We start from the raw sequence: 25778 nt of genomic DNA on the forward strand, positions 1-25778 counted from the left end.
GGTCAACTCCTACAACCGCATGACATGGGGGATAAGTCGACAACGTGGCCTGATCTACGGTCATTTCCAGGCGCTGCGCGCCCGGTCGCGCACGAGCATGCGTACGCTGTCGGGCATCGGCGTGCGCAGCTCGCGCTTGTCCGCGCTCAGCCAGGCGGATTCTTCGAAATGCTTGAGCATCACGGGCGTGACGAAGCGCGACCGCGTCGCATACACATGGCGATCCCCGGTGCTCGACTGCTGCTTGATGAAGAAACGGTTCGGCACGATCAGGTGCAGGTTCTCGCGCGCCCGTGTCATGGCCACATACAGCAGCCGCCGCTCTTCCTCGATATCGTCCTGCTTTCCAGTGGCCATGTCCGACGGTATGCAGCCATCGACGACATTGAGCACGTGCACCGTTTTCCACTCTTGCCCCTTGCTTGAATGAATGGTCGAGAGGATGACGTAATCGTCGTCGAGCAAGGGCGGGCCGGCGCGGTCGCTCGTCGCTTCGGGCGGGTCGAGCGTGATATCGGCCAAGAAACTCTCGCGGTTGGCATGGCCAGCCGACAGCGCGACGAGCTGGTCGAGGTCGAGCGCGCGCACCTGGAAATCGTCGTGCAGCCGCTCCAGGTGCGGTGCGTACCAGTCGCGCGCCAGCTCGAGGTCTTGCGGCCAGCGCAGGCCAGGCGTGCGCAGCCGCGCGTATAACGCGCAGAACGCTTGCCACTCGCCGCTGCAGCGCGCCGGCACGAGGAACGCCGCCAGCGTGGCGGCAACATCGCTGCTCTCGCCCACCGCATCGAGCACGCGCGTGGCGGTGGCCTGTCCGATTCCCGGAATCAGTTGCAGCACACGAAAGCCGGCCAGACGACCGCTCGGGTTCTGGGCAAAACGCAGCAGTGCCAGCAGATCCTTGATATGCGAGGCCTCCAGGAATTTCAGGCCGCCGAACTTGACGAACGGAACGTTGCGCCGCATGAGTTCGAGTTCGAGCGCGGCGCTGTGGCTGGCTGCGCGAAACAGCACCGCCTGTGACTTGAGCGGCACGCCTTCTTCGCGCTGCTCGAGGATGCGACTGCAGACCCAGCGCGCCTGCTCGGCTTCGTCGGGAATCAGAACCAGTTGCGGCTTGATGGTCGATGCCTTGTCGGTCCAGAGTGTCTTGGCGTGGCGCTCGAGCGCGGCGCCAATGACGGCGTTGGACGCGTCCAGGATCGGCTGCGTCGAGCGGTAATTGCGCTCGAGCGTGATCACGTGCGCCGGCTGCGTGAACTGGCCCGCGAAGTCGAGGATGTTGCGCACGGTGGCGCCGCGAAAACCATAGATGGACTGGGCATCGTCGCCGACCACCATCACGCCCCTGCCATCGGGTTTCATGCCGGTGATGATCGCGGCCTGCAGACGGTTGGTATCCTGGTACTCGTCGACCAGAACATGGTCGAACCAGCTGCCTAATTCAGCCCCAAGTACCGGGTCGGCTGCCATCTCGGCCCAGAACAGCAGCAGGTCGTCATAGTCGAGCACGTTTTGCTCCTGCTTGGCGTCGACATACGCGCCAAACAGCGTCTTGAGCTGGGCCTCCCATTCTGCGCACCACGGGAAATACGCCTGCAAGACCTGATCGAGCGGATCGCGGCTATTGACCACGCGCGAATAGATCGACAGGCAGGTGCCTTTCATGGGAAAGCGTTTTTCGGTGCGGGACAGGCCGATCTCGTGGCGCACCATGCCCATCAGGTCTTCGGCGTCGCCCCGGTCGTGGATCGTGAATTGCGGATCGAGGCCGATGCGCCCGGCGAATTCGCGCAGCAGGCGCGCGCCGATGCTGTGAAAGGTGCCGGCCCAGGGCAGCGCCACCGGCGCCTGGGACCGGGCCGAGCTGGCGCGGCCCAGCAGCCGGTGCAGGACCCCGCTGGCCCGCTGGGTCATTTCGCCAGCCGCGCGGCGTGAAAAGGTCAGCAGCAGGATGCGCTGCGGATCGGCGCCGGCCCCGATCAGGCGCGCCACGCGATGCGCCAGCGTGTTGGTCTTGCCGGAGCCCGCACCGGCCACCACCAGCAATGGGCGCGGCGCCTCCACACCGATATCGTGCTCGACCGCGGCGCGCTGCGCCGGATTCAGGCTGGCGAACGGGTCTTCGATGGCGGGCGCGGCGGTAGCGGTGGTCATGGAGTGGCAAGCGGAGAAAGCGATACTGTACATTTATCCAGTATCGGTCCGCAAGCGCTAAATCGCACGACCATCATGCTTGCCCGCTCGCAAGATCAGGCCCGACCTGAAGTGCCATCGGTAAGCCCCGGACAAATAAAACCTTTTCTGGATATCCACAAAGTCTGTGAATAACTATGTGGAAAAGAGGGGGCTTGACAGGCTGAACACGGCCTGCGGGGCGGCTTTCAACAATTTGCCTATTGGGAAGGCAACGACGGTGACAACTGCACATTGGGCGCAAACAAAGGCAGTCGCACCCTTGACAGCGAGCGCGCCACCGTGCAGATCACGCCAGCGCGCGGCGCCGTTCGGGTTCAAGCAGCACGCGCTCGATGACCTTCGCCCTTACACCGTTGGACTTCAGGTATTCGACCGCCGGCACGACGCCGAGCTCGCCCAATGTGGCAATCCCGCGCGTGACGACATCACGCTGGCCAGCATTGGATCGCAGCTCGGACGCGCCGGCAACGCATGGATGGATGTCTTGCGTGTGCGGTAATTTCATCGCTGATCTCCGATCATGGTGGATGTGTCATGCACCACGATTATTGGCCAAGCAGATGCAAAGTCAATGGCAAAGCTGTATCAATGTGCGAATACATTGCTCGTGGAAAGCGCGGATACCGCGCAGCAGCGATAATAACGGGATGAGTCCTTCGCCCCTTCCCTCCCCGAGCGCGCAGCCGGGCGCACCGGCCACCAGCCACCCCGTTCCCGAATCGTGCACCGACCTGTTCGTCTCATTCACACTGATTGCGCTACAGGGCTTTGGCGGCGTGCTGGCCGTGATCCAGCGCGAAATGGTCGAGCGCAAACGCTGGCTGAGCAATGAAGAATTCATCGAAGAATGGTCGGTCGCGCAGATCTTGCCGGGGCCGAACGTGTGCAACCTGGCGATGATGATTGGCCAGCGCCACTTCGGCCTGGCCGGCGCGATGAGCGCACTGGCCGGCTTGCTGGCCGCGCCACTGGTCGTGGTGCTGGCGCTGGCCCTGGTCTATGCCCGCTTCGCCGACATGCCGGCGGTCCAGGGCGCGCTGCGCGGCATGGCGGCCGTGGCCGCGGGGCTGGTGGCGGCCACCGGCCTGAAGATGGCGGCCGCGCTGGGCAAGAACGTGCTGCCGCTCGTGGCCTGCGTGCTGATCGCCGTGCTCGGCTTCGTGCTGCTGGCCTGGGTGCGGGTGCCGCTGGCAACGGTCGTGTTCGGCCTTGGTGGCCTGGGCTGCGTGCTGGCCTGGCGCAGGTTCAAGCCATGAGCGCGCCGCAGCTGGTGTTCACCTGGCACGACTGGGTCAGCCTGTTTACGCACTTCCTGGCGCTGTCGCTGATGTCGCTTGGCGGTGCGATCTCGACCACATCCGAAATGCAGCGCTACCTGGTCGAGCGCCAGGGCTGGCTGACACCGGCGCAATTTAACGACTCGGTCGCGCTGGCGCAGTCGTCGCCCGGACCGAATGTGCTGTTCGTGGCGCTGCTGGGCTGGAACGTCGGCCTGAACAACGGCAGCACGCTGGCCGCGCTGTGCGGCGTGGTCATCGCGATGGTGGGCATCATGCTGCCGTCGACCGTCTTTACCTATCAGGTGGCGCAATGGGCACAGCGCAATCGTGAACGGCGGGCCGTGCGAGCCTTCAAGCAGGGCATGGCCCCGCTCGTTATTGCGATGCTGCTGTCGACCGCGTGGCTGCTGGCCACCGGCGGGGGCGTTGATCCGGACCGCTGGCCGCTGTGGCTGCTGTCGGTGGCGAGCTGCCTCGTCATCTGGCGCACGCGCCTGCACATATTGTGGATGCTGGCGGCCGGCGCCGTGCTTGGCGCGCTTGGACTGGTGTAGTTGGCATGCTGGCGCAGGACGCGGCATACTGGCCGCATCTTTCACTGTCCACCACATGACGATGTCCGAACTCCTGAACCAACATGCCTGCTTCGGCGGCGAGCAACGTTTCTACCAGCACGATTCCAGCGCCATCGGCTTGCCGATGAAGTTTTCGGTGTACCTGCCGCCCGAGGCAAACGGCAAGAAGCTGCCCGTGCTGTTCTATCTGGCGGGCCTGACCTGTACCGACGAAACGTTCATGACCAAGGCCGGCGCCCAGCGCGTGGCGAGCGAACTTGACATCATCCTGGTGGCGCCCGACACCAGCCCGCGCGGCGCGAACGTGCCGGGCGAGACCGACAGCTGGGACTTCGGCGTCGGTGCCGGCTTTTACCTGGACGCCACCGAAGCGCCATGGTCGACGCATTACCGCATGCACAGCTACCTGCTCGAACTGCACGCGCTGGTGCTCGATCTGCTGCCGGCCGATCCGGCGCGCGTGGGCATCTTCGGCCACTCGATGGGCGGCCATGGCGCGCTGGTCATGGCACTGCGTCATCCTGAGCTGTTCAGCTCGGTGTCGGCGTTTGCGCCCATCGCCGCGCCAAGCCGCTGCCCATGGGGTGTGAAAGCGTTTGGCGGTTATCTGGGCCCGGATGAAAGCACCTGGCAGCACTACGACGCCAGCGCGCTGATGGCAAAGCACGAGACGGCGCCCTTCCCTGGCGGCATCCTGATCGACCAGGGCCTGGGCGACAAGTTCCTGCCCGAGCAGCTGCGGCCAGAGGCCTTTGAAGGCGCCTGCGCCCGCATCGGCCAGCCGCTGACGCTGCGCCGCCAGAGCGGCTACGACCACGGTTACTACTTCATCTCGACGTTTGTCGAAGACCATCTGCGTTTCCACGCCAGCCAGCTCGGCTGAATCCGCCGGGTTGGTGCGCGCACGCGCCCGAGCCGGCTACCTGACGATTACGCGCTGCGGCCAGACGGCAGGTTCGCAGCGATCCAGGTTGCCACGTCGGTCACGGCAATCGCGCGACGGCTGTTGAACGTGCCACTCTTGTCCCAGGCAACACCGCGTCCTTGCGCGAAGGCGGCGCGGTACTTGCGCATCATATTGTCCGGCTCGCGCGCCAATTCGTCCATTAAATCCGCTTCGCTCCATGCCGCACGGTTGAAAGGGTGGCCAAGCGCCGCCTGCAGCTTGTCGGCGACTTCTCCGTACGTCACGGTGTCGCCAGCCAGAAACACGATCTCGTTGCGGATACGGGGTTGGGCAAACATGATCTCGGCAGTAAGCATGCCGATATCATCCGGCGTCGTGAGCGTCACAGCGGTGTCGAGGCTGCCGAGGGCATGGACGGCATGTTCTTTGAGGTCGACCACGCCAAATTCAGGCTCGAACAGATAGCTCATGAACATGCCGGTCGAGATGATGACCCACTCGGTCTGATCCTGAGCACGCAGCAGTTCGCGCACGTCCAGCTGTGCGTCGAAGATGTCCTGCGGGCCGCCACGACCGATCACGTCGAAATCGACGCCGAACTGCCATGGGAAGTACCTTGGGAGTTGCGCCTGCAGGGCAGCGCGCGCCAACTTCATTGGCGTATCGATGCCCGCCGCATAGCCGGCGCACCCGATGACCGTGTCATATTGCCCGAAGACTGCGGCCAGCTCATCGATCGAGCTCTTCACCAGGTCGCCCGGGACGATCTGGATGCCAAGATCCCGGATCTCGGCGATATCACCTTGCTTGCCAGGCGAAGTAGATTGGATGGCGCTAGCGCGCAGCAGCACGCTGATGGTCACACCGTCGAAGTTCCTGGCGCGCTGCGCAAGACTGCGCAGCACCGGCAGGCCGAGCTCGCCGGCACCGAGCACGAGAATGTTCCGGGACATGGCGTTCGGATTGGCCTGGTTCGTCAGCGACACTGCCAGTGGATGGTCTTGATTGGACATTGTTGATTGCTCCTGTGGGTTCGATAGCTGCACGGTAGCGGGTATGGCAACGCGGAAAAAGTAGCCCTGGCGGTTTTCATCATGCAGAAAATGCGAACAATGTTGGGCTATAGTGCCGTTTTCTTTATCGCTATCAGGACCTACGATGGATCGCGTTCAGGCAATGCAGGTGTTTCTTCGCGTGGTCGACAGCCGAAGTTTTGTTCGCGCAGCAGATACCCTTGGCTTACCGCCATCATCGGTGACAGGCATCATCAAAAGGCTCGAAAAACATCTGCAGGTACGCTTGCTGAACCGTTCCACCAGAAACCTCAGCTTGACGCCGGAAGGTGAGCAATATTTCCACCGCTGCCGCGAGATACTCGATCTGATTGCCGACACGGAATCCAGTCTGCAAGGCCCTGCCGAGCGTCCGCAGGGGAAGCTGCGCGTGGATGTGCCTGGCGGCATCGCGCATGCCTTGATCTTGCCGCAGCTGGCGCAGTTTCAGCAGCGCTACCCCGATGTCTACCTGATGATCGGCGTAAATGATCGTCAGGTGGACTTGATCCAGGAAGGCGTCGACTGCGTTATCCGTACCGGCAATCTCCATGACTCGACGCTGGTTGCACGCCGTTTGGGCGCGTTGCGTTGGGTGACCTGCGCGGCACCGTCCTATCTCGAAGAACAAGGCATTCCCAAAGAGCTGGTGGATCTGGCACGACACCGGGCGGTCCACTATTTTTCCAGCACGACGCGGCGGGGCAGCGAGCTGCATTTTTCCGAAGACGGAGACAGCGTCACCGTTGCGGTCGCTGGCACGGTGGCGGTCAACGAAACCGGGCTGTACATCGAGCTGGGCCTCGACGGAACCGGCCTGATGCAGCTGGCCGAGATTCTGGTGGCAGACCAATTGGGCACAGGGGCGTTGATCGAAGTGCTCGCTGACAAGCGCCCCGCCCCGGTTCCGGTATCACTGCTCTACCCGCATCAGCGCTTTCTGTCGCCGGCGATGCGGGCATTCTCCGACTGGACGGCCCAGCTGTTCGCCAATGCCGGCCAGGAAGTCTGATCCCCTGGCAATCAAAGTCGAGCAGGATCAAATCACGTCGAATTTCCCAGCGGCAAACGAACGCCGGTGCGGTGAAACCGTGGTGTATGCTAAATGCAATGCACGCAGATACCTGCGCATCAGGTTCCTCGTGAACCGGGCAATGGTTCGCCGGGCCGCACTGCAACGCATGATTGCGAAGCGGCGCGGTTTTTTTATGGGTGCGAATGCACGATGCATTCAACTAACACAGACCAGTGACGGACCGAACCGCCAGGCTGCATGTGGCACTGCCCGGTAGGGGTTGGGTCCGACGCAATACCGTATATCTAACCGAGAGGAGCCGACATGAACGAATCGAACGATCAGGGAAACAACGCAGGCAAATGGATTGGCGCCGCAGTGGCAGGCGCCCTGCTGATGTACGCCTTCGACCCGGACCGCGGCCCGAAACGCCGTGCGCGCGCCAAGGGCGCACTGCGCGATGCGCGTCATCGCGGCGCCGACAAACTCGAACACGCCCTTCATACTGCCGGTGAGCGCTTCGATTCGGCGCGCGAACGTGCCGAATCGGTGTACCTGCGCGCAGGCGAGCGCCTGGCAGGCGCTGCCCATGCTGCCGGCGATCGCCTGACCGAAGCATCGCACCAGACGCGTGACCGCCTCGAACACGCGCGCGGCCGCCTGGCCGAAGCGTCATACGATGCGCGCGACCGCGCCGTGCACGCGGCCGATTACGCCCGTGACCGTGTCTCGCACGCCGCTGACACGGCCCGTGATCGCGTCTCGCATGCTGCCGACACGGCCCGCAGCGCCGCCGCCCGCGCCGCTGACGATGCACGCGACTACGCGGACGACGTCCGTTCGCGCGCGCAGCACGTCGCCAACGATGCACGCGAGCGCGCCAACTACAATGCCGACAAGGCACGCAGCAGCGCCAGTGACGCTGCCGACAAGGCCCGTACCAGCGCCGATGACGCTGCCGATCGCGCACGCGAACGCGCCGACACCGCCCGTGAGAACCTGGCGCAGGCCGCGCACAGCGCCGGCAACGGCGCCCGTGCCCGTGCCAACGCCGTGGGCAACCAGGTGCGCGAATGGACCGATCACCTGACGCAAGCCTTCGGCGCGCGCGGCCCGACGCTGACCAACTCGGCCCTGCTCGGCACCAGCGCGCTGAGCGTCGTTGGCCTGGCGCGCCGTTCGCCGGCCGTCGCCCTGCTGGGTCTGGGCGCGCTCGCAGTGCTGCTGCGCAGCGACCGTGGCCGCAACCTGGTCGATTCGCTGCGTCACCGCGGCGAAGCGAGCCGGGTCGAGGTCGAGAACAGCGTCTTCATCGATGCCTCGCCACGCGAAGTGTTCGATGCCTGGTCCGATGTCGAAAACTTCCCGCGCTTCATGTCGCACGTGACCGAAGTGCGTGACCTCGGCCATCGCCGTTCGCACTGGGTCGTGCGCGGCCCTGGCGGTATGGAGTACGCGTGGAACGCAGTCATGACCGAGCAGTCGCGTCCGGATCGCCTGTCGTGGCGCAGCGAGCCGGGTTCGGAAATCGAACAGGACGGCAGCGTCACGTTCGAGCCAAGCAATGGCGGCACGCGCGCGACGGTGCGCATCAGCTATACCCCGCCAGCCGGCGTGCTCGGCCATAGCGTGGCGCGCATGCTGGGTGTCGACCCACAGCGCCAGATGGATGACGACCTGGCACAGATGAAAGCGTTCATCGAACGCGGTGACGCACGCGGCCCAACCCGCCGCTAAGCCAACCCGTGGTGACTGCCCCAGGCAGTCACCACGAGAATGCCGCGTAAAAACGAACGGCCCCCAATTGGGGGCCGTTCGTTCGTTTGAAGGTGGACCAAGGGGTGCCGATCGACGCTCAACAGAGATGCTCGTCGACAGGCTGAACTTGGAGCGAGGCTACCCGCCAGACGTTATGGCACGCCCTGCGCACTCATTGCATGCGGGGACGCCGCGTGGTGCCGGGCAAAAATAGCATTGGCCATGTCTTCCTGGCTGGCGTCGGTCGTCATGATCTTGAGGATGCAGGCGCCGTGCACGTCGCCTTCGGGACGGAACACATCGTTGTAGCCGGTGCCGCCCTTGACCTCGGACGAATCGCCGACGGTGAAATTGGACTGACCCGGCCCGGCTTCGTCGCCAACTGGCGACAGGACGACGGCGTCCTTGCTAAAGCCTGCGGCCAGGAAATCGTCCCGAACCTGCTCTGCAAGCGCGAAATCCTGGATCATGCGGACGATTGGATTGGTCATGCTGGTCTCCCTGGGTGTTGGTTGAAGACCAAGGTAACAGAAAGGTCCGACCGGCGGCGTTCAGTCCGGGACGATGGCCGTCACCTCGATCTCGACCCGCGCACGATCTTCCATCAGGCCGGCGACCTGCACCGCCGTCATGGCCGGATAATGGCGGCCAATGACGTCGCGGTAAGCTGCGCCCAGCGCCGGCCCGGCGCCCAGGTATTCGCGCTTGTCGAGCACATACCAGGTCATGCGCACGATGTGCTCGGGGCCGGCGCCGGCTTCGCGCAGCACGGCCACGATATTGGCCAGCGCCTGGCGCGACTGCGCGACGAAATCATCGGTCTCGAACACCCCTGCCGGGGTCCAGCCGACCATCCCGCTGACGTGGACCTGACGGCCGCGCGCGACGACCCCATTGGCGTAGCCTTTCGGACGAGGCCAGCCGGGCGGTTGCAAGAACTCCATCGATTCTTCCGGCATGCGGCCTCAGGCTTCCTGCGCGAGCAGTTCGCGCGCGATGATCAGGAGCTGCACTTCGCTGGCTCCCTCGTAGATGCGCAGGGCGCGGATTTCGCGGTACAGGCCCTCGACGACCTGACCGCGCTGCACGCCCTGCCCGCCGAACAGCTGCACCGCGCCGTCGATCACGCGCTGCGCCGATTCGGTCGCGGCCAGCTTGGCCATTGCCGCTTCTTTTGTGACGCGCTTGCCGCTGTCGCGCAGCCACGCCGCCCGGTAGGTCAGCAGCGCGGCGGCGTCGATCTCGAGCGCCATCTGCGCGAGCCGGGCCTGCGTGAGCTGGAAGTCGGCCAGCAACTTGCCGAATAGTGGCCGCGCCTGCGCATGCGCCAGTGCTTCGGCCAGCGCACGCCGTGCAAAGCCCAGCGCTGCTGCCGCCACCGATGTGCGAAACACGTCGAGGGTGGCCATCGCCATCTTGAAGCCATCGCCCTCAAGGCCGACCTGACAGGCGGCCGGCACCCGGCAGCCAGCAAAGCGCAGGCGCGCCAACGGGTGCGGCGCGATCACGTCGATGCGCTCGGCGACCGCAAGGCCCGGTGTGGCCGCATCGACGATGAAGGCCGAGATACCGCGCGCGCTGCGCCCGGCCGGTTCTCCCGTGCGCGCGAACACGACGTAAAAGTCGGCGATACCGCCATTCGAGACCCAGGTTTTTTCGCCATCGAGTACCCAGGCGTCACCGTCACGCCGCGCCGCACATTGCAGGGCCGCGACGTCGGAGCCGGCAGCGGGCTCGGACAGCGCAAAGGCGGCAATGGCGCTGCCATCGGCCACGCGCGGCAGCCAGCTGCGGCGCTGCGCAGCGCTGCCAAACAGCGAGATCGCGCCGCTGCCCAGGCCCTGCATCGCGAACGCAAAATCGGCCAGACCCGCATGGCGCGCCAGCGTTTCGCGAATCAGACAAATGGCGCGCGTGTCGATCGCGGCGTGCGCGCCGCCGTGCTCGGCACCGGCCACGGCGTGGCGCAGCCAGCCGCCCTGCCCCAGGCGCGCGACCAGTGCGCGGCAAACCGCATCGACATCGGCCCCGTGCGCGTCGGACAGGTTCACGGCCGCCCAGGCGTCCAGCTCGCGCGCCAGCACGCCGTGGTGCGCATCGAAAAACGGCCAGTCGAGAGCATCGTGTGCCATCAATTGCCCTCGAAGCGCGGCGGCTCTTTGTTCACGAACGCCTGGTAGGCGCGCTGGAAATCCTGCGCCATCATGCAGATGGCCTGCGCCTGCGCCTCGGCCTCGATGGCCTCGTCGACGCCCATATTCCATTCCTGGTGCAGCATCTTCTTGGTCATGCCGTGCGCGAACGTCGGGCCGGCGGCCAACTGCGCGGCGAACAGTTGCGCCTGTTCGAGCACCTGGCCTGGCGCGCACAGGCGATTGAAAAAACCCCAGCGCTCGCCCTCCTCGCCATCCATCGAACGACCGGTGTACAGCAATTCAGTGGCGCGGCCCTGCCCGATCACGCGCGGCAGCAAGGCGCAGGCGCCCATGTCGCAGCCGGCCAGGCCCACGCGCGCAAACAGAAAGGCGGTGCGGCTGCGCGCCGTGGCATAGCGGATGTCCGAGGCCAGTGCGAGGATCGCACCGGCGCCGGCGCACACGCCGTCCACCGCCGCGATGATCGGCTGCCCACAGGCGCGCATCGCTTTCACGAGGTCGCCGGTCATGCGCGTAAAGGCCAGCAGGCCCGGCATGTCGAGTTGCGTCAGTGGTCCGATGATCTCGTGCACGTCGCCACCCGAGCAGAAGTTCTCGCCCGCGCCGGTGAGCACGACCGCCTTGACATCGTCGGCATATGCCAGCGCGCGAAACAGGTCGCGCAGCTCGGCGTAGGCGGCGAACGTGAGCGGGTTCTTGCGCTCGGGCCGATCGAGCCGATTGAGCGTCAGGGTCGCCACGCGCGTCGCGGGATCAAGCACAAAGCCGACGTGCTGCGCCGCGTAGCCGGTCAGGCTTGTTCGATTGATCGCTGGATCATGCATGCACTGCTCCTGATGACGCATTGGAAAATGAAAGAGCGCGTCACGCGCCCGGACGCCCGCGCGCCAGAGCGCGTTCGAGTTGCTGCTTGCCGGGCGCGTACTGGCGCGGCCACGCGGCGCCAGTGTAGCCGATGCGCGCCGCCTCGTTCAGCGTCCAGGCCGGATTGGCCAGGTGCGGGCGGCCCACGGCGCACAGGTCGGCGCGACCGGCGGCGATGATGCTGTTGACGTGGTCGGCCTCGCTGATGCCACCGACGGCGATCGTCGCGATGCCGGCCTCGTTGCGGATGCGGTCGGAAAACGGCGTCTGGTACATGCGGCCATACACGGGCTGCTCGGCCTTGCTCACCTGTCCGGACGAACAATCGATCATGTCGGCGCCGGCGGCGCGGAACAGGCGCGCGATGTCCACCGCGTCGCCCGGTGTGGTGCCGCCATCGACCCAGTCGTGGCTCGAGATGCGCACGCTGATCGGCAGGTGCGCCGACCAGGCCGCGCGCACGGCGGCAAACACCCGCAGCGGAAAGCGGCAACGGTTTTCGAGACTGCCGCCATAGGCGTCAATGCGCCGGTTGGTCAGTGGCGAGATGAAGCTCGACAGCAAATAGCCGTGCGCGCAATGCAGTTCGAGCCAGTCGAAACCCGCCTCGCGCGCCGCCAGCGTGGCGCGCACGAAATCGGCTTCGATCTGCGCCATGTCGGCCTCGCTCGCCTGGCGCGCCACCTGCGACACGCCGGGCAGATACTGCTGGGGCGACGCCGAGACGAGCGGCCAGTTGCCGTGCGCAAGCGGCTGGTCGATCCCTTCCCACATCGGCCGGGTCGAACCCTTGGCGCCCGCGTGGCCCAGCTGGATACCGATCTTCGCGTCGCTCGCCGCATGCACGAAGTCGACGATGCGGGCCCAGGCCAGCGTGTGTTCGGGCAGGTACAGCCCCGCGCAGCGCGGCGTGATGCGCGCGTCGGCTGACACGCAGGTCATCTCGGCCATGACCAGGCCGGCCCCGCCCAGCGCACGTGCGCCAAGATGCGCGAGGTGAAAGTCGCCCGCTACGCCGTCGACGCACGCGTACTGCGCCATCGGCGAGACGACCACGCGGTTCTTGAGCAGCAGGTCGCGCACCCGCAATGGCGTAAACATCGGCGGCGTGGACACCGTCGGCGCGGCCACGCCGGCCTGCGCTGCCGCCTGCGCGGCAAAGCGGCGCTCGAAGCCGTCTATATAGGCGGGGTCGCGCAGGCGCAAGTTTTCATGCGACAGGCGCTGGCTGCGCGTGAGCAGCGAGTAGGCAAACACGTTGGGGTCCATGGCACTGTAGCGGGCCACGTTCTCGAACCATTCGGTCGAATTGCGCGCCGCGCTTTGCAGCTTGCTCACGTCGACCGCGCGCGCCGCCTGGTAGCGCAGCAGCGCGGCGTCGAGGCCGGCGGCGCCAGCCTGGTCCACCGGCAGCTCGGCGGCCAGCGCGATGGCGTCTTCCAGTGCCAGCTTCGTGCCCGAGCCGATGGAAAAATGCGCCGTGTGCGCGGCGTCGCCCAGCAGCACCAGCGGCACGCGCCGGCCGTCGACGTCGATCGCATCCACCCACTGGCGGCAGGCCAGGCGCGCGAAGCGATTCCACATGGCGCCGCCGCCACGGGTGGCCTGGGTCAGGAGCGGCTCGCCGCCAAGAAGACTGGCGAACAAGCGCTCGCAAAACACCAGCGTGGCGGCTGGGTCCATGTCGGCCAGGCCGCTGGCGCGCCAGGTCGATTCCAGTGTCTCGACGATGAAGGTCGCATGTTGGTCATCATACTGATAGGCGTGGGCCTGGAACCAGCCGTGTTCGGTCGGTTCGAACGCGAACGTAAACGCGGCGAAGCGACGCCGCGTGCCGAGCCAGACGTAGCGGCAATTTTGTTCTTGCAACTCTGGCTGGAACACGGCCGCATGGCGCGTACGGATCGCGCTGTGCACGCCGTCGGCGGCCACCACCAGGTCGGCGCCATGGCGGCGCGCCAGCGCCACCTCGTCGGCCACCTCGGTATCGAACACGAGCGCCACACCGGCCTGTTCACAGCGCGCCTGCAGGATGCCGAGCAGGCGCTTGCGCGCGATGCCGCAGAAACCATGGCCGTGCGAGGTAACGGCGGCGCCGCCGATCAGGACGTCGATCGCATCCCAGCGCTTGAACGCGCCTTCGATCGCGCGCGCGCTCGGTGCATCCGCCAGCACCAGATTGCCCAGCGTCTGATCCGAAAACACGACACCCCAGCCGAACGTGTCGCCAGCCCGGTTGCGCTCGACGAGCGTGACGGTGCGGCGCGGATCGCGCAGTTTCATGAGCAGGGCGGCGTACAGACCGCCCGGCCCGCCGCCGACGCAGACGATGTTCATGGTCTCTCCTGTACTGGCATGGCGCCTATCTTACCTGTGCTGCTTCACGACATGTCAACGGGCGTGGCGCACGCGAGACTGATCCACGATGGACAAGTCAATTTTTAGTACAATCAGGAAACTTCGCTGTCATTTCCTTCGCATTACGTTGCGGTTTTTATCGATGAATCGTTCGCCAGCCATGCTCCGCCTCGCACAGAAGATCGCGCTTCCCGCCGTCGCCGGCACACCATACCGGGGGCCGCAACGATGAACAAGTCACCTGGACGCTTTCGCCTGAACAGCCTGCGCAGCCGGCTGATGCTGCTGGTGCTGCTGGCCATCACGCCGATCGCGATCGTCACCGTGCTCGGCGGGCTGCGCGAGCGCGAAGCCGCGATCCGCGCGTCCGAAGAGAACCTGAAACGCCTGACGGCACTGGCTGCCGCCAACGAAGCGCAGTCGATCGACCGCGCGCGCCAGATCTTGGTCGACCTGGCCAGCGTGCCGGACCTGATGGGCAATACCGCCGACTGCAATGCGCTGCTGGTCAACGTGCTCGATCGCAACGAACTGTATGTCAATTTTGGCCTCATCCAGCTCAATGGCGACGTCAGTTGCAGCGCGGTGCCGATGCTGCATCCGGTGAACCTGGGCGACCGCCCCCACTTCAAGCGCGCCATCGCCGAACGCCGCTTCATCGCCAGCGACTACATTTTCGGGCGCGTGATCCGCCGGCACACGATCAACCTGACCTACCCCGTCACCGACCGCGACGGCCAGGTGGTGGCGGTCGTGTTCGCAGCGATGGACCTGGCGGGCCTGGATACCTTCGTCAACGACATCAGCCTGCCGGCCGGTTCGATCCTCGAAACGGCCGACGCCTCGGGCAAGCTGATTTCACGCCGCCCCGATCCCGAGCGCTGGTTCGGCAAGCGTGTTCCGGCCACGCTGTTTGCAGCGATGCGCGGCCCGCACGACAAGGCCCGCGTGATCCAGGGCGAGGACGGCGTCGAGCGCCTGCATGCGTTCGCGCGCGTCGGCCCGCCCACGCTGTCGGACTATACGGTCACGATCGGCGTGCCGACCGAGACCATCACGCGCGTGGCGCGCGAGGCCCAGCTGATGTCGCTGCTCGGCCTGGGCCTGACGACCATCCTGGCCCTGCTGGCGGCCTGGCTGGCCGGCGACAAGCTGATTGTCCGGCGGGTACGCACGCTGATGACAGTGGCGCGCCGGATCGCCGCCGGCGAACTCGATGCCCGTACCGGCATCGGGTCGAACAGCGAGGAAATCGGCCGGCTGGCCGCGGCCCTGGACGAGATGGCAGAACACCTGCAACAGAAAGAAGCCCAGCGCAGCCTGGCCGAGCGCGAGCTGCGCGCGGCCGACCAGCGCAAGGACGAATTCCTGGCGATGCTGGCCCACGAACTGCGCAACCCGCTCGCGCCGATCAGCACCGGCGCCCATCTGCTCAAGCTGCTGCATTCGGACAATGCGCAGATTACGCAGACCTGCGCCATCATCGCGCGCCAGGTCGAGCACATGACGAGCCTCGTCGACGACCTGCTGGACGTCTCGCGCGTGACACGCGGCCTGGTGACGCTGTCGACCCAGATCCTCGACCTGCGCAAAGTGGTCGACGACGCGGCCGAGCAGATCCGGCCCATGATGCTCGCCCGCCGCCACAAGGTGGTGCTGGACATGCCGCCAGAACCGGCCAGCGTCAAGGGCGACCACAAGCGCCTGGTGCAGGTCGTGGCCAACCTGCTGGGCAATGCGACCAAGTACACGCCGGAGGGCGGCCACATCACCTTGCAACTGACGCTGGAAGGCGACGCGTGGGTCATCGACGTGAAGGACGACGGCATCGGCATGGATGCGCGCCTCGTCGAGCGCGTGTTCGACCTGTTTACGCAGGCCGAGCGCACCCCGGACCGCTCGCAGGGCGGCCTGGGCTTGGGCCTGGCACTGGCCCGCAGCCTGGTCGAACTGCACGGCGGCAGCGTCGGCGCGATGAGTGCCGGTCCGGGAATGGGCAGCACGTTCACCGTGCGCCTGCCGCGCTTCGCCCAGGAGAATCTGGCCAGTCCGGCGGTGTCGCCGCTGGGCGCCAGCGCCAGCGCCGTCGGCCAGCTGCGCATCCTCGTGGTGGACGACAATCTCGACGCCGCCCACACATTGAGCCTGTTCCTGCGCGCGAGCGGGCACAGGGTGGAGGTGGTGTACGGCGCGCTGGATGCGATCGATGTCGCCACCGTATTTACACCACAGGTGTGCCTGCTCGACATCGGCCTGCCCGAGATCGATGGCAATGAACTGGCGCGGCGCCTGCGCAGATTGCCCGGGATGGAGGGCGCGACGCTGATCGCCGCCACGGGTTACGGCCGCCAGCAGGACCGCGAACAGGCAACCCAGGCAGGGTTCGACCATTACCTCGTCAAGCCCATCAACACGGTGCAATTGAGCGATTTGCTGGCGCAAGCGGGCCCCGACTGACGAACATAGCGCGACTGAACCGCCTTCGCGATGCGCGCCGTTTCATTGGAACAACAGCTTGTCAGATTGTGCGTGACAGGCAACATGACAACTGCATAGAATTTGTATCAAGAAAAATACTATGCTCCGGAGTAACTCCGTGCGGCGTGCCGAACAGGATGCTTCATGACAGTTCCTCCAGATGACATCGCGCGCTGGCGCGTCAAGGTGTTCGCGACCATCCTTCCCATCGTCATGATTCTGGGATGCGCCGCCGCCCTGCCCAGCATCCCGCTGATGCTGCTCAAAGGCAAATGGCCGGTGGCCGTCATGGATGTGGCGACGCTGGCATGGCTGTTTGTCATCTGGCGTCTGGATCGCATTTCGCACAAGCTACGCGTGCTGAACTTCCTGGCCACGCTCTTCCTGCTGTCCATCGGTCTGCTGGTCGCAGTGGGACCGATCGGGCTGGTCTACCTGATGGCCCTGCCAGCGATGGCAGTCATCCTGCTCGGCATGCGCCACGCGCTCGCCGCACTGGCCCTGTGCGCTGCCTCTGTCCTGCTGCTGGGCGTGAACGACCAGGTCCACCTGTACGTGCCCGGCCTGGAACAGAATTGCCTGGCATCGGCGCTCGTCGTCGTCATCAACTTCTGCTGCATTGGCGCGCTGATCACGATCACCAGCGGCACCCTGCTCAAGGGACTGGCGCAATCGCTTCTCGAAGCGCGCACTGCTGCCACCGGGCTGGAAGCGGGCCAGTTACGCCTGCACGCCGTCAACGACGAACTGCGCCTGACGGCGGCCGCGGTCGCGCGCCTGAACGACATGGTCATGATCGCGCGCATGGTCGACACGCCTGGCGCCGAGCAGCCGATCATCTTTGCCAACGACGCGCTGCTGCGCCACACCGGCTACGCGCGCGAAGAAGTCATCGGGCGCAGCGTGCGCATGCTCGAAGGGCCCGACACCGACCAGGAGACGGTCAGGCGCGTGATCACGGCCGTGATGCACAAGGATGCCGCCAGCGCTGAGATGGTCCTGTACACGAAGCACGGCACGCCCTACTGGGTCGAGGCCGAGATGGTGCCGTTCTCGGGCGACAGCGGCGCGATCACGCACTGGGTCATCGTCAGCCGCGACGTGACTGAACGGCGCAACGCCGCCGCTGCGATTCACCGGCTGGCCTTCTACGACGTGCTGACCGGGCTGCCGAACCGGCGGTTGCTGATGGAGCGGCTCGACCTGGCGGTGGCTGGCGCCCGTACGGGCGGGTCGATGGCTGCGGTGCTGTACGTCGACATCGACAACTTCAAGACCGTCAACGACGCCCGCGGCCATGCGACTGGCGACCAGCTGCTCAAGAACGTGGCCAATCGCCTTGTGGCAATGACCGGCGACGAGGGCAGCGTGGCGCGCCTGGGCGGGGACGAATTCGTCGTCCTGCTCGACACGCTCGGGCAGAGTGCGGACCGGGCCACCGACCGCGCACTGGCCGTGGCCGAGCGGATCCGGGCTGCACTGGCCGACAAGATCGTCATCGATGCCCAGCGCTACTACGCCACCAGCAGCATCGGCGTGGCGCTCACGGCATCCGGCCACGCGCCGCACCAGACGGTACACGATCTGCTGCGCGAAGCCGATACCGCGATGTACCACGCGAAGTCGCGCGGGCGCAATGGCGTGGCGCTGTTCGAACCGGGCATGCTGTCCGATGCCGAAGGCCGCCTGACGCTCGAGCGCGACCTGGACCAGGCGCTCGACAACGGCGAACTCTCGCTGCACCTGCAACTGCAGGTCGACGGTGCACGGGTGCCGAGCGGTGCCGAACTGCTGATGCGCTGGCGCCGCAAGGATGGCAGCAGCGTGCCGCCCGATGTGTTCATCCCGGTGGCCGAGTCGAGCGGCCTGATCGTGGCGCTGGGCGACTGGGCGCTGCGCGAAGCGTGCCTGGCCTGGCACGTGCTGGACCGTGCCGGCCACCGCTTCCCGCTGTCGGTCAACGTCAGCCCGATGCAGTTCCGCCAGCACGATTTCGTCACGCGGGTCGAAGCGATCCTGCACGAGACGGGCGTGCCGCCCGGCCAGCTGATCTTCGAGATCACCGAAGGCTTGCTGGTCGATCGCCTCGACCAGACCATCGAGCGGATGCACGCGCTGGCCGCACTCGGGATCCGCATCTCGATCGACGATTTCGGCACCGGCTATTCGAGCCTGTCGTACCTGACCCGGATGCCGCTGTACGAACTGAAGATCGACAAGAGCTTCATCCGCGACACCCCACACGACAAGAACGGCACCGCCATCGTGCAGTCGATCATGGCAATGGCGGGCCACCTGGGCCTGCGCGTCGTGGCCGAAGGCGTCGAGACGTCGGCCCAGGCCGAATACCTGGCCGCGCATGGCAACGCCTGCATGCAAGGCTACCTGTTCCACCGGCCAATGCCGCTCGAGGCGCTGCTGGCCGAACTCCAGGCTGCGCCCCAAGCCAGTTTATCCACCGCCTGATCGATAGCGTCGCCACCGGCGGCTCCGATCCCTTATCATCCTGCCTCGAACAGGGAGATCTTGATGGATGAAGTGGGAATCGTGCTGGCCATGCTGCTGGCGGTGGTGGCCAGCGGCTACCTGGTGCGCATGCTGCCCTTCGCGGTGCCGCTGCCGCTGATGCAGATTGCGCTCGGCGCGGCCATTGCCGGCAGCACCGGCCATGGGGTACGGCTCGAACCGCATATCTTTTTCCTCGTGTTCCTGCCGCCGCTGCTGTTTCTCGACGGCTGGCGCATTCCCAAGGTCGGGCTGTTTCGCGACCGCTCCACCATCCTCGAACTGGCCCTGGGCCTGGTGCTGTTTACGGTGCTGGGCGCGGGCTTTCTGATCCACTGGCTGATTCCCTCGCTGCCGCTGGCGGTGTGCTTTGCGCTGGCCGCGATCCTGGCCCCCACGGATCCGGTCGCGGTCTCGTCGATCGCCGCGCGCGTGCCGATCCCGCCGCGCCTGATGCACATCCTCGAGGGCGAATCGCTGCTGAACGATGCCAGTGGCCTGGTGTGCTTCCGCTTCGCCGTGGCCGCCGCCCTGACCGGCACCTTTTCGCTGGGCGAGGCCACGCTCACGTTCCTGTGGGTCGCGCTGGCGGGCGTGGCCATCGGCGTGGGCATCACGGTGGGCGTGAGCTGGGCCCAGCGCCAGCTGGCTGCGCGCATTGGCGAGGAAAGCGGCTCGCCGATCCTGATCAACCTGCTGCTGCCGTTCGGCGCCTATCTGGCGGCCGAGCACCTGGCCGCCTCGGGCATCCTGGCCGCGGTGGCGGCCGGCGTAACGATGAGCTATGTCGAATTGAGCGGACGCGCCGCGGCCACGACGCGCGTGCGGCGCGCCGTGGTGTGGGACACGGTGCAGTTCACGCTCAACGGCATTATGTTCGTGCTGCTGGGCGAGCAGCTGCCTGATATTCTCAATGCAGCCCTGGTCGCGCCCGAGCTGCCGCGCGCGAACGATGTGTGGTGGCTGGCCAAGAACGCGCTGGCCATCAGCTTCGGCCTGATCCTGCTGCGCTTCGTCTGGGTTTGGGTCTCGCTGCGCCTGACGCTGCTAAACGCCCGGCGCCAGAAACTGCCGGAATACCGCCCCAACCCACGGCTGATCCTGGCCACGTCGCTAGCCGGCGTGCGCGGTGCGATCACGCTGGCCGGCGTGCTCACGCTGCCGCTGGCGATGCCGGGCGGCGCGCCGTTCCCGGGACGCGACCTGGTGATCTTCCTGGCCAGCGCCGTGATCGTCGTCTCGCTCGTGCTGGCCAGCGTCGGCCTGCCGCGCGTGCTGCGCGGACTCGAACTGCCACACGATTCGGCGCATGAAAGCGAAGAGGCGCGTGCGCGCCATGCGGCGGCGCTGGCAGCGCTCGAAGCCATCGCCAACGCACCACCGCCACCGCCCACCTCGGGCTGCGATGCGCAAGGCGCGGTCGAAATGCACGCGAGCGCAGTCGACCAGGTGCGCAGCCTGTACCAGTACCGGCTCGATGGCGGCAACGGCAACGATGTCGATCCGGCGCATGCGCGCGCCGCCGAAAGCGCCGAACGCCACTACCGCCTGGCCGCGCTCGAGCACGAACGCGCCGTGTTGCTGCGCATGGCGCGCAACAACACCTTGTCCGACGAAGTCGCGCGCAAGCTGCTGCGCGAGATCGACCTGGTCGAAGCGCGTTACCGCTGAACCGGGCCTGCTGCGCGCTGTCCCGCACTCCGTTATCTTGCGTACAGTGCGGGCCCTGGCCCGGGCGTAGCATCGACGCAATTTTCATCATTTGCGGAACCGCCATGCCCAGCCAGACAACCGAAACAGTCGACGCACTCGACACTCAGGATTCCACCAGCGCCGCGCGCGCGGCCGGACTGCGCTACGTGCACGATGGCCGCGCCGGCATCCGCCGCGAGGCGCTCAAGGACGGCTTTCGCTACCTTGATGCTCACGGCGATCAAGTAGAGGAAGAGACGACGCTGGCGCGCATCAAGAGCCTGGTGATTCCACCCGCCTGGCAGGACGTCTGGATCTGCGCGCAGGCCAACGGTCACCTGCAGGCGACGGGGCGCGATGCGCGCGGCCGCAAACAATACCGCTACCACCCGAAATGGCGCACCGCGCGCGATGAAGTGAAGTACGAACGCATGCTCAAGTTCGGCGACGCGCTGCCGGCGATCCGCCACGAAGTCGACCGCGCCCTCAAGCTGCAGGGCTTGCCGCGCGAGAAAGTGCTGGCCACGATCGTCTACCTGCTCGAAGCGACGATGATGCGGGTCGGGAACGAGGAATACGCGCGCACCAACAAATCGTTTGGCCTGACGACGCTGCGCAACCGCCACGTGAAGGTCGATGGCAGCGACGTGCAATTCAGCTTCCGTGGCAAGAGCGGCGTTTACCACAAGGTCAAGGTGCACGACCGGCGCCTGGCTGGCATCGTCAAGCGCACGCGCGATCTGCCGGGCCAGGAACTGTTCCAGTACATCGACGAGGATGGCGAGACGCACAGCGTCGACTCCAGCGACGTCAACGACTACCTGCGCGCGATCACCGGCGAAGAATACACGGCCAAGGATTTCCGCACCTGGTCGGGCACCGTGCTGGCGGCGCTCGCCCTGCAGGAGTTTGAAAAATTCGACTCCGAGACGCAGGCCAAGAAGAACATCGTGCGCGCGATCGAGTCGGTGGCAGAAAAGCTCGGCAACACGCCGACGATCTGCCGCAAATGCTATGTGCACCCGGCCGTGCTGGACGCCTACCTCGAAGGGGCGCCGCTGCACGTCATGCGCGAACAAACCGAAAAGAAACTGGCTGAAGACCTGCACGCGCTGCAGCCCGAAGAAGCGGCCGTGCTGGCGATGCTGCAGCAGCGGCTAAAGTACGAAGAAGAAAAGCCGCCTGCGGCGCCGCGCAAGAAAGCGCCTGCAAAGGCTGCTACAAAGACTGCTGCAAAGACACGGGCGACGACGAAGAAGAAGACGGCGGCCAAGCGCGCTACGCCAAAGTCACGACGTCCCGCGCCGGCAGCAGCGTAGCGCAGCCCGGCCAGAGCCCGCCTATAACGGGTGGTTGAACACCTGGCGCAGGTAGGCGATGTACGTGACGTCGGTGCACTGCGACTTGCCCGGCTCGTCCGACAGCTTGGCCACCGGCTGGCCATTGCAGCGCACGAGCTTCATGACGATGTTGATCGACGGGAAAGGCGTGTCGTTGGTCAGCTTGGTGCCGATGCCGAAGCCCGTCATCACGCGGTCGGCAAAATGCCGGTACAGGCTCAAGGCCTTGGGAATGGTCAGCGCATCCGAGAACACGAGGCGTTTGGTGCGTGCATTGATGCGCAGGCGCGCGTAATGGGCCAGCGCCTTTTCGCCCCACACGAACGGGTCGCCCGAGTCGTGGCGCAAGCCGTCGAACAGCTTGGCGAAGTACAGGTCGAAGTCGGCCAAAAACGCATCCATGCCGACGACATCGGTCAGCGCCGTGCCCAGGTCGCCACGGTATTCCTGCACCCAGTTCTCGAGCGCCGCGCTCTGAAAGTCGACCAGGCGCGTGCCGAAGGCCTGGTGCGCCTGCAGGTATTCATGCGCCATCGTGCCAATCGGGACCAGGTTGAATTTGTAGGCCAAATAAACGTTTGAGGTGCCCTTGAAATACACCGGCAGCTCGCGCGCCAGCGTCTGGACCACTTCGTCGTGCCATCCGCCCGAGAAGCGGCGGCGCACGCCGAAATCGAAGAACTCGAACGGGTTGGCGCGTGGGGCTTCTTCACCGAAGGCGCGCAGCTCGTCGATCTTCTGGCGCAGGCGCAGGCGTGCTTCGGCCATGGCCTCGGCCTGGTCGAAGCGGCGGAAATACAGCTCGTTGACGATGTAGAGCACGAAGATCTCGTACCCCATCACGTGCACCAAAGGGCCACTGGCGCGGATGCGCAGGTGCGGACCGTCGGTCGTGACCTCGATGAACTTGCGCTGGAAGCGAAACAGCGTGAGGAAGTCGGCGAAGTCGCCCTTGATGAAGCGCAGTGCGCGCAGGTAGGCAACTTCGTGCTCGGTAAACATCATCGAGCACAGGTGATCGAGCTCGCGTTCGATGTCTTCCTTGAGCTCTGCCAGCGGATAGGCCGGCTCGTTACGGCAGCGGAATTCGTACTCGCCCGTCGCGCCCGGGTGGCTGTGAAGCAAAGCCTGCCACATCGTGAATTTGTACAGGTCAGTCTCAAGCAGACTACGAACTACTGGTTTCATCGTTGCTCCAGGTCGATGATGGGGGCGTGGTTTATTTGCCGGCGGCCGACGTGCGGGCGCGGCGCTTTGGCGCAAGCATCGTGCCCGTGCAGCCGGGCGTACCGCAGCGGCAGGCGAACACTTTCTTGAGCTTGGGCGTGTGGCGCTCATCGTAGATCAGGGCGTAATTGTAGTTGAGCTCTTCACCGGCGTCGATGTCGTGCAGCGCGTGGATATAGACCTTGCCTTCATCTTCGTACGCTTCGCAGTTGGGCGAACAGGCATGGTTGATCCAGCGCGCCTCGTTGCCGCGCCGGCCGCCGTCAATCACGCGGCCGTCGGCCAGGCTGAAATAGAACGTGTGGTTGACCGGGCCGCCGGCTTTCTCGGCGCGCTCGGTTGCGAGGTCCCAGCTGATGCGTTCACCGCGGTACTCGATGATGCGCTCGCCCGCCGCGATGGGCTTCTTGGCGAAGACGCCGTTACCGTGGATCGGCGACTGGCGCACTTCGTACGACGGGCCGGTGTCGGCGGTGGCGGTGGCGGTGTCAGTCGGCGTGGTTGGGGTTCGCTGGGTGGTCATCAAGGTGGCGAATGGACGAGAAAAAAGAGAGCGCTCATTATGGCCGCTTTCGCCCGAAACGCCACGCACTTGCGCTACACGGGAAAATCCTCCTCGCGGTATTCGGGCGCATCACCCGCGTCGCCGGTCCGCCCTGCTTCTTCGCGCCGCAACTCGACGCGCCGGATCTTGCCCGAGATGGTCTTGGGCAGTTCGCGAAACGTGATGCGCCGGATCCGCTTGTACGGCGCCAGCCGCGCGCGGCTGAAAGCGAACAAGGCGGCCGCCATCTCGCGGCTCGGGGCGACGCCGGCGCGCAGCGTGACGAAGGCCTTCGGCACCGACAGCCGCAGCGGGTCGGGACTGGGCACGATCGCCGCTTCGAGCACGCTCTCGTGTTCGATCAGGACGCTCTCGAGCTCGAAGGGGCTGATGCGGTAATCGGCCGACTTGAACACGTCGTCGTTGCGGCCCACGTAAAAGTAGTAGCCGTCGCTGTCGATCGCCGCCGTGTCGCCCGTGTGGTAGTGGCCGGCGCGCATGACGTCGCGCGTCTTGTCGGCGTCGCCCTCGTACCCCGCCATCAGGCCGACCGGATTGGCGGCCAGTGCCACCGCGATCTCGCCTTCGGTGGCCGGTGCGTCATCGATGTCGAGCAGCGCGATGCGGTAGCCCGGCAGCGCGCGGCCCATCGAGCCGGGCTTGAGCCGCTGGCCAGGGGAGTTCCCGATCTGGCAAGTGGTCTCGGACTGGCCGAAGCCGTCGCGGATGCGGATGCCCCAGGCGCGCTCGACCTGCTCGATGACTTCGGGGTTGAGCGGCTCGCCCGCGCCCACCAGTTCGCGCAAGGCCGGCTTGCAGGCCGCCAGGTCTTCCTTGATCAGCATGCGCCAGACCGTCGGCGGCGCGCACAGCGACGTCACGCCGCAGCGCTCGATCACGTTCAGCACCGCGGTGCCGGCGAAGCGTTCGTAGTTGTAGACGAATACGGTGGCGCCGGCATTCCACGGCGCGAAGAAACAGCTCCAGGCATGCTTGGCCCAGCCGGGCGAACTGATATTCCAGTGGATGTCGCCCGCCTGCAGGCCGATCCAGTACATCGTCGACAAGTGGCCGACGGGGTAGCTCTGGTGCGTATGCAGCACGAGTTTCGGCCGCGCCGTGGTCCCGGACGTGAAGTACAGCAGCAGCGGATCGGTGGCCAGCGTCTCGCCCTCGGGCACGAACACGCTCACGACGGCGTGGCTGGCGGCGTAGTCATGCCAGCCATCAGTACTGCCTTGGTGCGCGCCGCCCACCGCGATGCGGGTGAAGCTGCCGGGCAGCGCGGCGAACTTGTGCGTCTCGGACGCCTGCACGATCACGTGCCTGACGGCGCCGCGCGTGATCCGGTCAGCCAGGTCGTCGCCGGCGAGCAGCATCGTCGTGGGCACCAGCACGGCGCCCAGCTTGATCCCGGCCAGCATGACTTCCCACAGCTCGACCCGATTCGGCAGCATCAACAGCACCCGGTCGCCGCGCCGCACGCCGCAGTTGCGCAGGTATTCGGCCACCTGGCTCGAACGGGCGGCCATGTCGGCGAACGTGATCTTGTGCTCGGCGCCGTCTTCATCGACGACCCAGAGCGCAATACGGTGGTTATCCCGGGCCTGGTGGTCGAAGAAGTCGAGCGCCCAGTTGAAGGTGGACAGCTGCGGCGGCTGGTAGTCGCGATAGGCGGTGTCGTAGTCGAGCCGGTGCTGCTGGAGGAAGTCGCGCGCCTGCACAAAGCGCTGGTTGGGCGTCATGGTGGTCTCCTGTTCAGGTTGCAGGGGCAGGCTGCGCGGCGGCGCGCCTGCTGTCGTGCTGCGACGCCCATCATGCCACCAAATGC

The 25778-nt window shown here is 65.9% G+C and carries 20 protein-coding genes; 9 read left to right on the plus strand and 11 right to left on the minus strand.

Going from position 1 to position 25778, the window contains the following annotated elements:
• Positions 1-60: 60 nt before the first annotated feature.
• Entirely contained in the window at positions 61-2154 is a 2094-nt protein-coding gene (locus RCH14_RS16060) for an ATP-dependent helicase (protein ID WP_343027099.1), read from the minus strand.
• Between the two features lie 328 nt (positions 2155-2482).
• Positions 2483-2701, minus strand: a complete 219-nt coding sequence (locus RCH14_RS16065) for a hypothetical protein (RefSeq protein WP_343027100.1) — start codon at positions 2699-2701, stop codon at positions 2483-2485.
• A 142-nt stretch (positions 2702-2843) separates the two neighbouring features.
• Here RCH14_RS16065 and RCH14_RS16070 point away from each other — a divergent pair, with 142 nt between their 5' ends.
• The 3 genes from RCH14_RS16070 (at position 2844) to fghA (ending at position 4934) form a co-directional block, all read left to right on the plus strand.
• Positions 2844-3452, plus strand: coding sequence for a chromate transporter (locus RCH14_RS16070; protein ID WP_343027101.1), 609 nt, complete (start codon positions 2844-2846; stop codon positions 3450-3452).
• Positions 3449-4030 carry a chromate transporter gene (locus RCH14_RS16075; protein ID WP_343027102.1) on the plus strand — a complete coding sequence of 194 codons (582 nt, stop codon included), beginning with the start codon at positions 3449-3451 and terminating at the stop codon, positions 4028-4030. The genes RCH14_RS16070 and RCH14_RS16075 overlap by 4 nt, the downstream gene beginning before the upstream one ends.
• 61 nt (positions 4031-4091) lie before the next feature.
• Entirely contained in the window at positions 4092-4934 is an 843-nt protein-coding gene (fghA, locus tag RCH14_RS16080) for an S-formylglutathione hydrolase (protein ID WP_343027103.1), read from the plus strand.
• A gap of 47 nt (positions 4935-4981) precedes the next feature.
• Here the strand turns inward: fghA and RCH14_RS16085 are convergent, their stop codons facing one another.
• Positions 4982-5971 carry an aromatic alcohol reductase gene (locus RCH14_RS16085; protein WP_343027104.1) on the minus strand — a complete coding sequence of 330 codons (990 nt, stop codon included), beginning with the start codon at positions 5969-5971 and terminating at the stop codon, positions 4982-4984.
• A gap of 145 nt (positions 5972-6116) precedes the next feature.
• On the opposite strand from RCH14_RS16085, the gene RCH14_RS16090 reads away from it, so the two are divergent.
• On the plus strand, positions 6117-7022 hold the full coding sequence (locus RCH14_RS16090; protein WP_343027105.1) for a LysR family transcriptional regulator: 906 nt from the start codon (positions 6117-6119) through the stop codon (positions 7020-7022).
• A 327-nt stretch (positions 7023-7349) separates the two neighbouring features.
• A complete protein-coding gene (locus tag RCH14_RS16095) occupies positions 7350-8762 on the plus strand; it encodes an SRPBCC family protein (protein WP_343027106.1) in 1413 nt (470 codons plus the stop codon).
• A gap of 173 nt (positions 8763-8935) precedes the next feature.
• Here the strand turns inward: RCH14_RS16095 and RCH14_RS16100 are convergent, their stop codons facing one another.
• Genes RCH14_RS16100 through RCH14_RS16120 form a run of 5 tightly spaced genes read right to left on the minus strand, consistent with a single transcriptional unit; the run spans position 8936 to position 14140 of the window.
• Complete coding sequence (locus RCH14_RS16100; RefSeq protein WP_343027107.1) at positions 8936-9274, minus strand: hypothetical protein; 339 nt, start codon at positions 9272-9274, stop codon at positions 8936-8938.
• Between the two features lie 60 nt (positions 9275-9334).
• Entirely contained in the window at positions 9335-9727 is a 393-nt protein-coding gene (locus tag RCH14_RS16105) for a RidA family protein (RefSeq protein ID WP_343027108.1), read from the minus strand.
• A 21-nt stretch (positions 9728-9748) separates the two neighbouring features.
• Positions 9749-10915, minus strand: a complete 1167-nt coding sequence (locus tag RCH14_RS16110; protein WP_343027109.1) for an acyl-CoA dehydrogenase family protein — start codon at positions 10913-10915, stop codon at positions 9749-9751.
• Positions 10915-11763 (minus strand): enoyl-CoA hydratase family protein, encoded by an 849-nt coding sequence (locus RCH14_RS16115; protein WP_343027110.1) that lies wholly within the window; start codon positions 11761-11763, stop codon positions 10915-10917. Before RCH14_RS16115 ends, RCH14_RS16110 begins: the two co-directional genes overlap by 1 nt.
• Positions 11764-11803: 40 nt before the next feature.
• Positions 11804-14140 carry a bifunctional salicylyl-CoA 5-hydroxylase/oxidoreductase gene (locus RCH14_RS16120; protein ID WP_343027111.1) on the minus strand — a complete coding sequence of 779 codons (2337 nt, stop codon included), beginning with the start codon at positions 14138-14140 and terminating at the stop codon, positions 11804-11806.
• Between the two features lie 249 nt (positions 14141-14389).
• Here RCH14_RS16120 and RCH14_RS16125 point away from each other — a divergent pair, with 249 nt between their 5' ends.
• The 4 genes from RCH14_RS16125 (at position 14390) to RCH14_RS16140 (ending at position 22155) form a co-directional block, all read left to right on the plus strand.
• Positions 14390-16618, plus strand: a complete 2229-nt coding sequence (locus RCH14_RS16125; RefSeq protein ID WP_343027112.1) for an ATP-binding protein — start codon at positions 14390-14392, stop codon at positions 16616-16618.
• 165 nt (positions 16619-16783) lie between these two features.
• Positions 16784-19105: an EAL domain-containing protein gene (locus RCH14_RS16130; protein WP_343027113.1), complete on the plus strand. Its 2322-nt coding sequence runs from the start codon at positions 16784-16786 to the stop codon at positions 19103-19105.
• Between the two features lie 63 nt (positions 19106-19168).
• On the plus strand, positions 19169-20815 hold the full coding sequence (locus RCH14_RS16135) for a Na+/H+ antiporter (protein ID WP_343027114.1): 1647 nt from the start codon (positions 19169-19171) through the stop codon (positions 20813-20815).
• 104 nt (positions 20816-20919) lie between these two features.
• Positions 20920-22155 (plus strand): DNA topoisomerase IB, encoded by a 1236-nt coding sequence (locus RCH14_RS16140; RefSeq protein ID WP_343027115.1) that lies wholly within the window; start codon positions 20920-20922, stop codon positions 22153-22155.
• Between the two features lie 21 nt (positions 22156-22176).
• Here RCH14_RS16140 and pncB read toward each other — a convergent pair whose 3' ends face one another.
• The 3 genes from pncB to RCH14_RS16155 all read right to left on the minus strand — a co-directional run bounded on the left by pncB (position 22177) and on the right by RCH14_RS16155 (position 25692).
• Positions 22177-23364 (minus strand): nicotinate phosphoribosyltransferase, encoded by a 1188-nt coding sequence (gene pncB, locus RCH14_RS16145; protein ID WP_343027116.1) that lies wholly within the window; start codon positions 23362-23364, stop codon positions 22177-22179.
• Positions 23365-23395: 31 nt separating this feature from the next.
• Positions 23396-23926: an SET domain-containing protein-lysine N-methyltransferase gene (locus tag RCH14_RS16150; RefSeq protein WP_343027117.1), complete on the minus strand. Its 531-nt coding sequence runs from the start codon at positions 23924-23926 to the stop codon at positions 23396-23398.
• A gap of 74 nt (positions 23927-24000) precedes the next feature.
• Positions 24001-25692 (minus strand): AMP-binding protein, encoded by a 1692-nt coding sequence (locus tag RCH14_RS16155; protein ID WP_343027118.1) that lies wholly within the window; start codon positions 25690-25692, stop codon positions 24001-24003.
• Positions 25693-25778 lie beyond the last annotated feature (86 nt).

The organism is Massilia sp. MP_M2, from assembly GCF_039123635.1.
Taxonomy (GTDB): domain Bacteria; phylum Pseudomonadota; class Gammaproteobacteria; order Burkholderiales; family Burkholderiaceae_D; genus Telluria.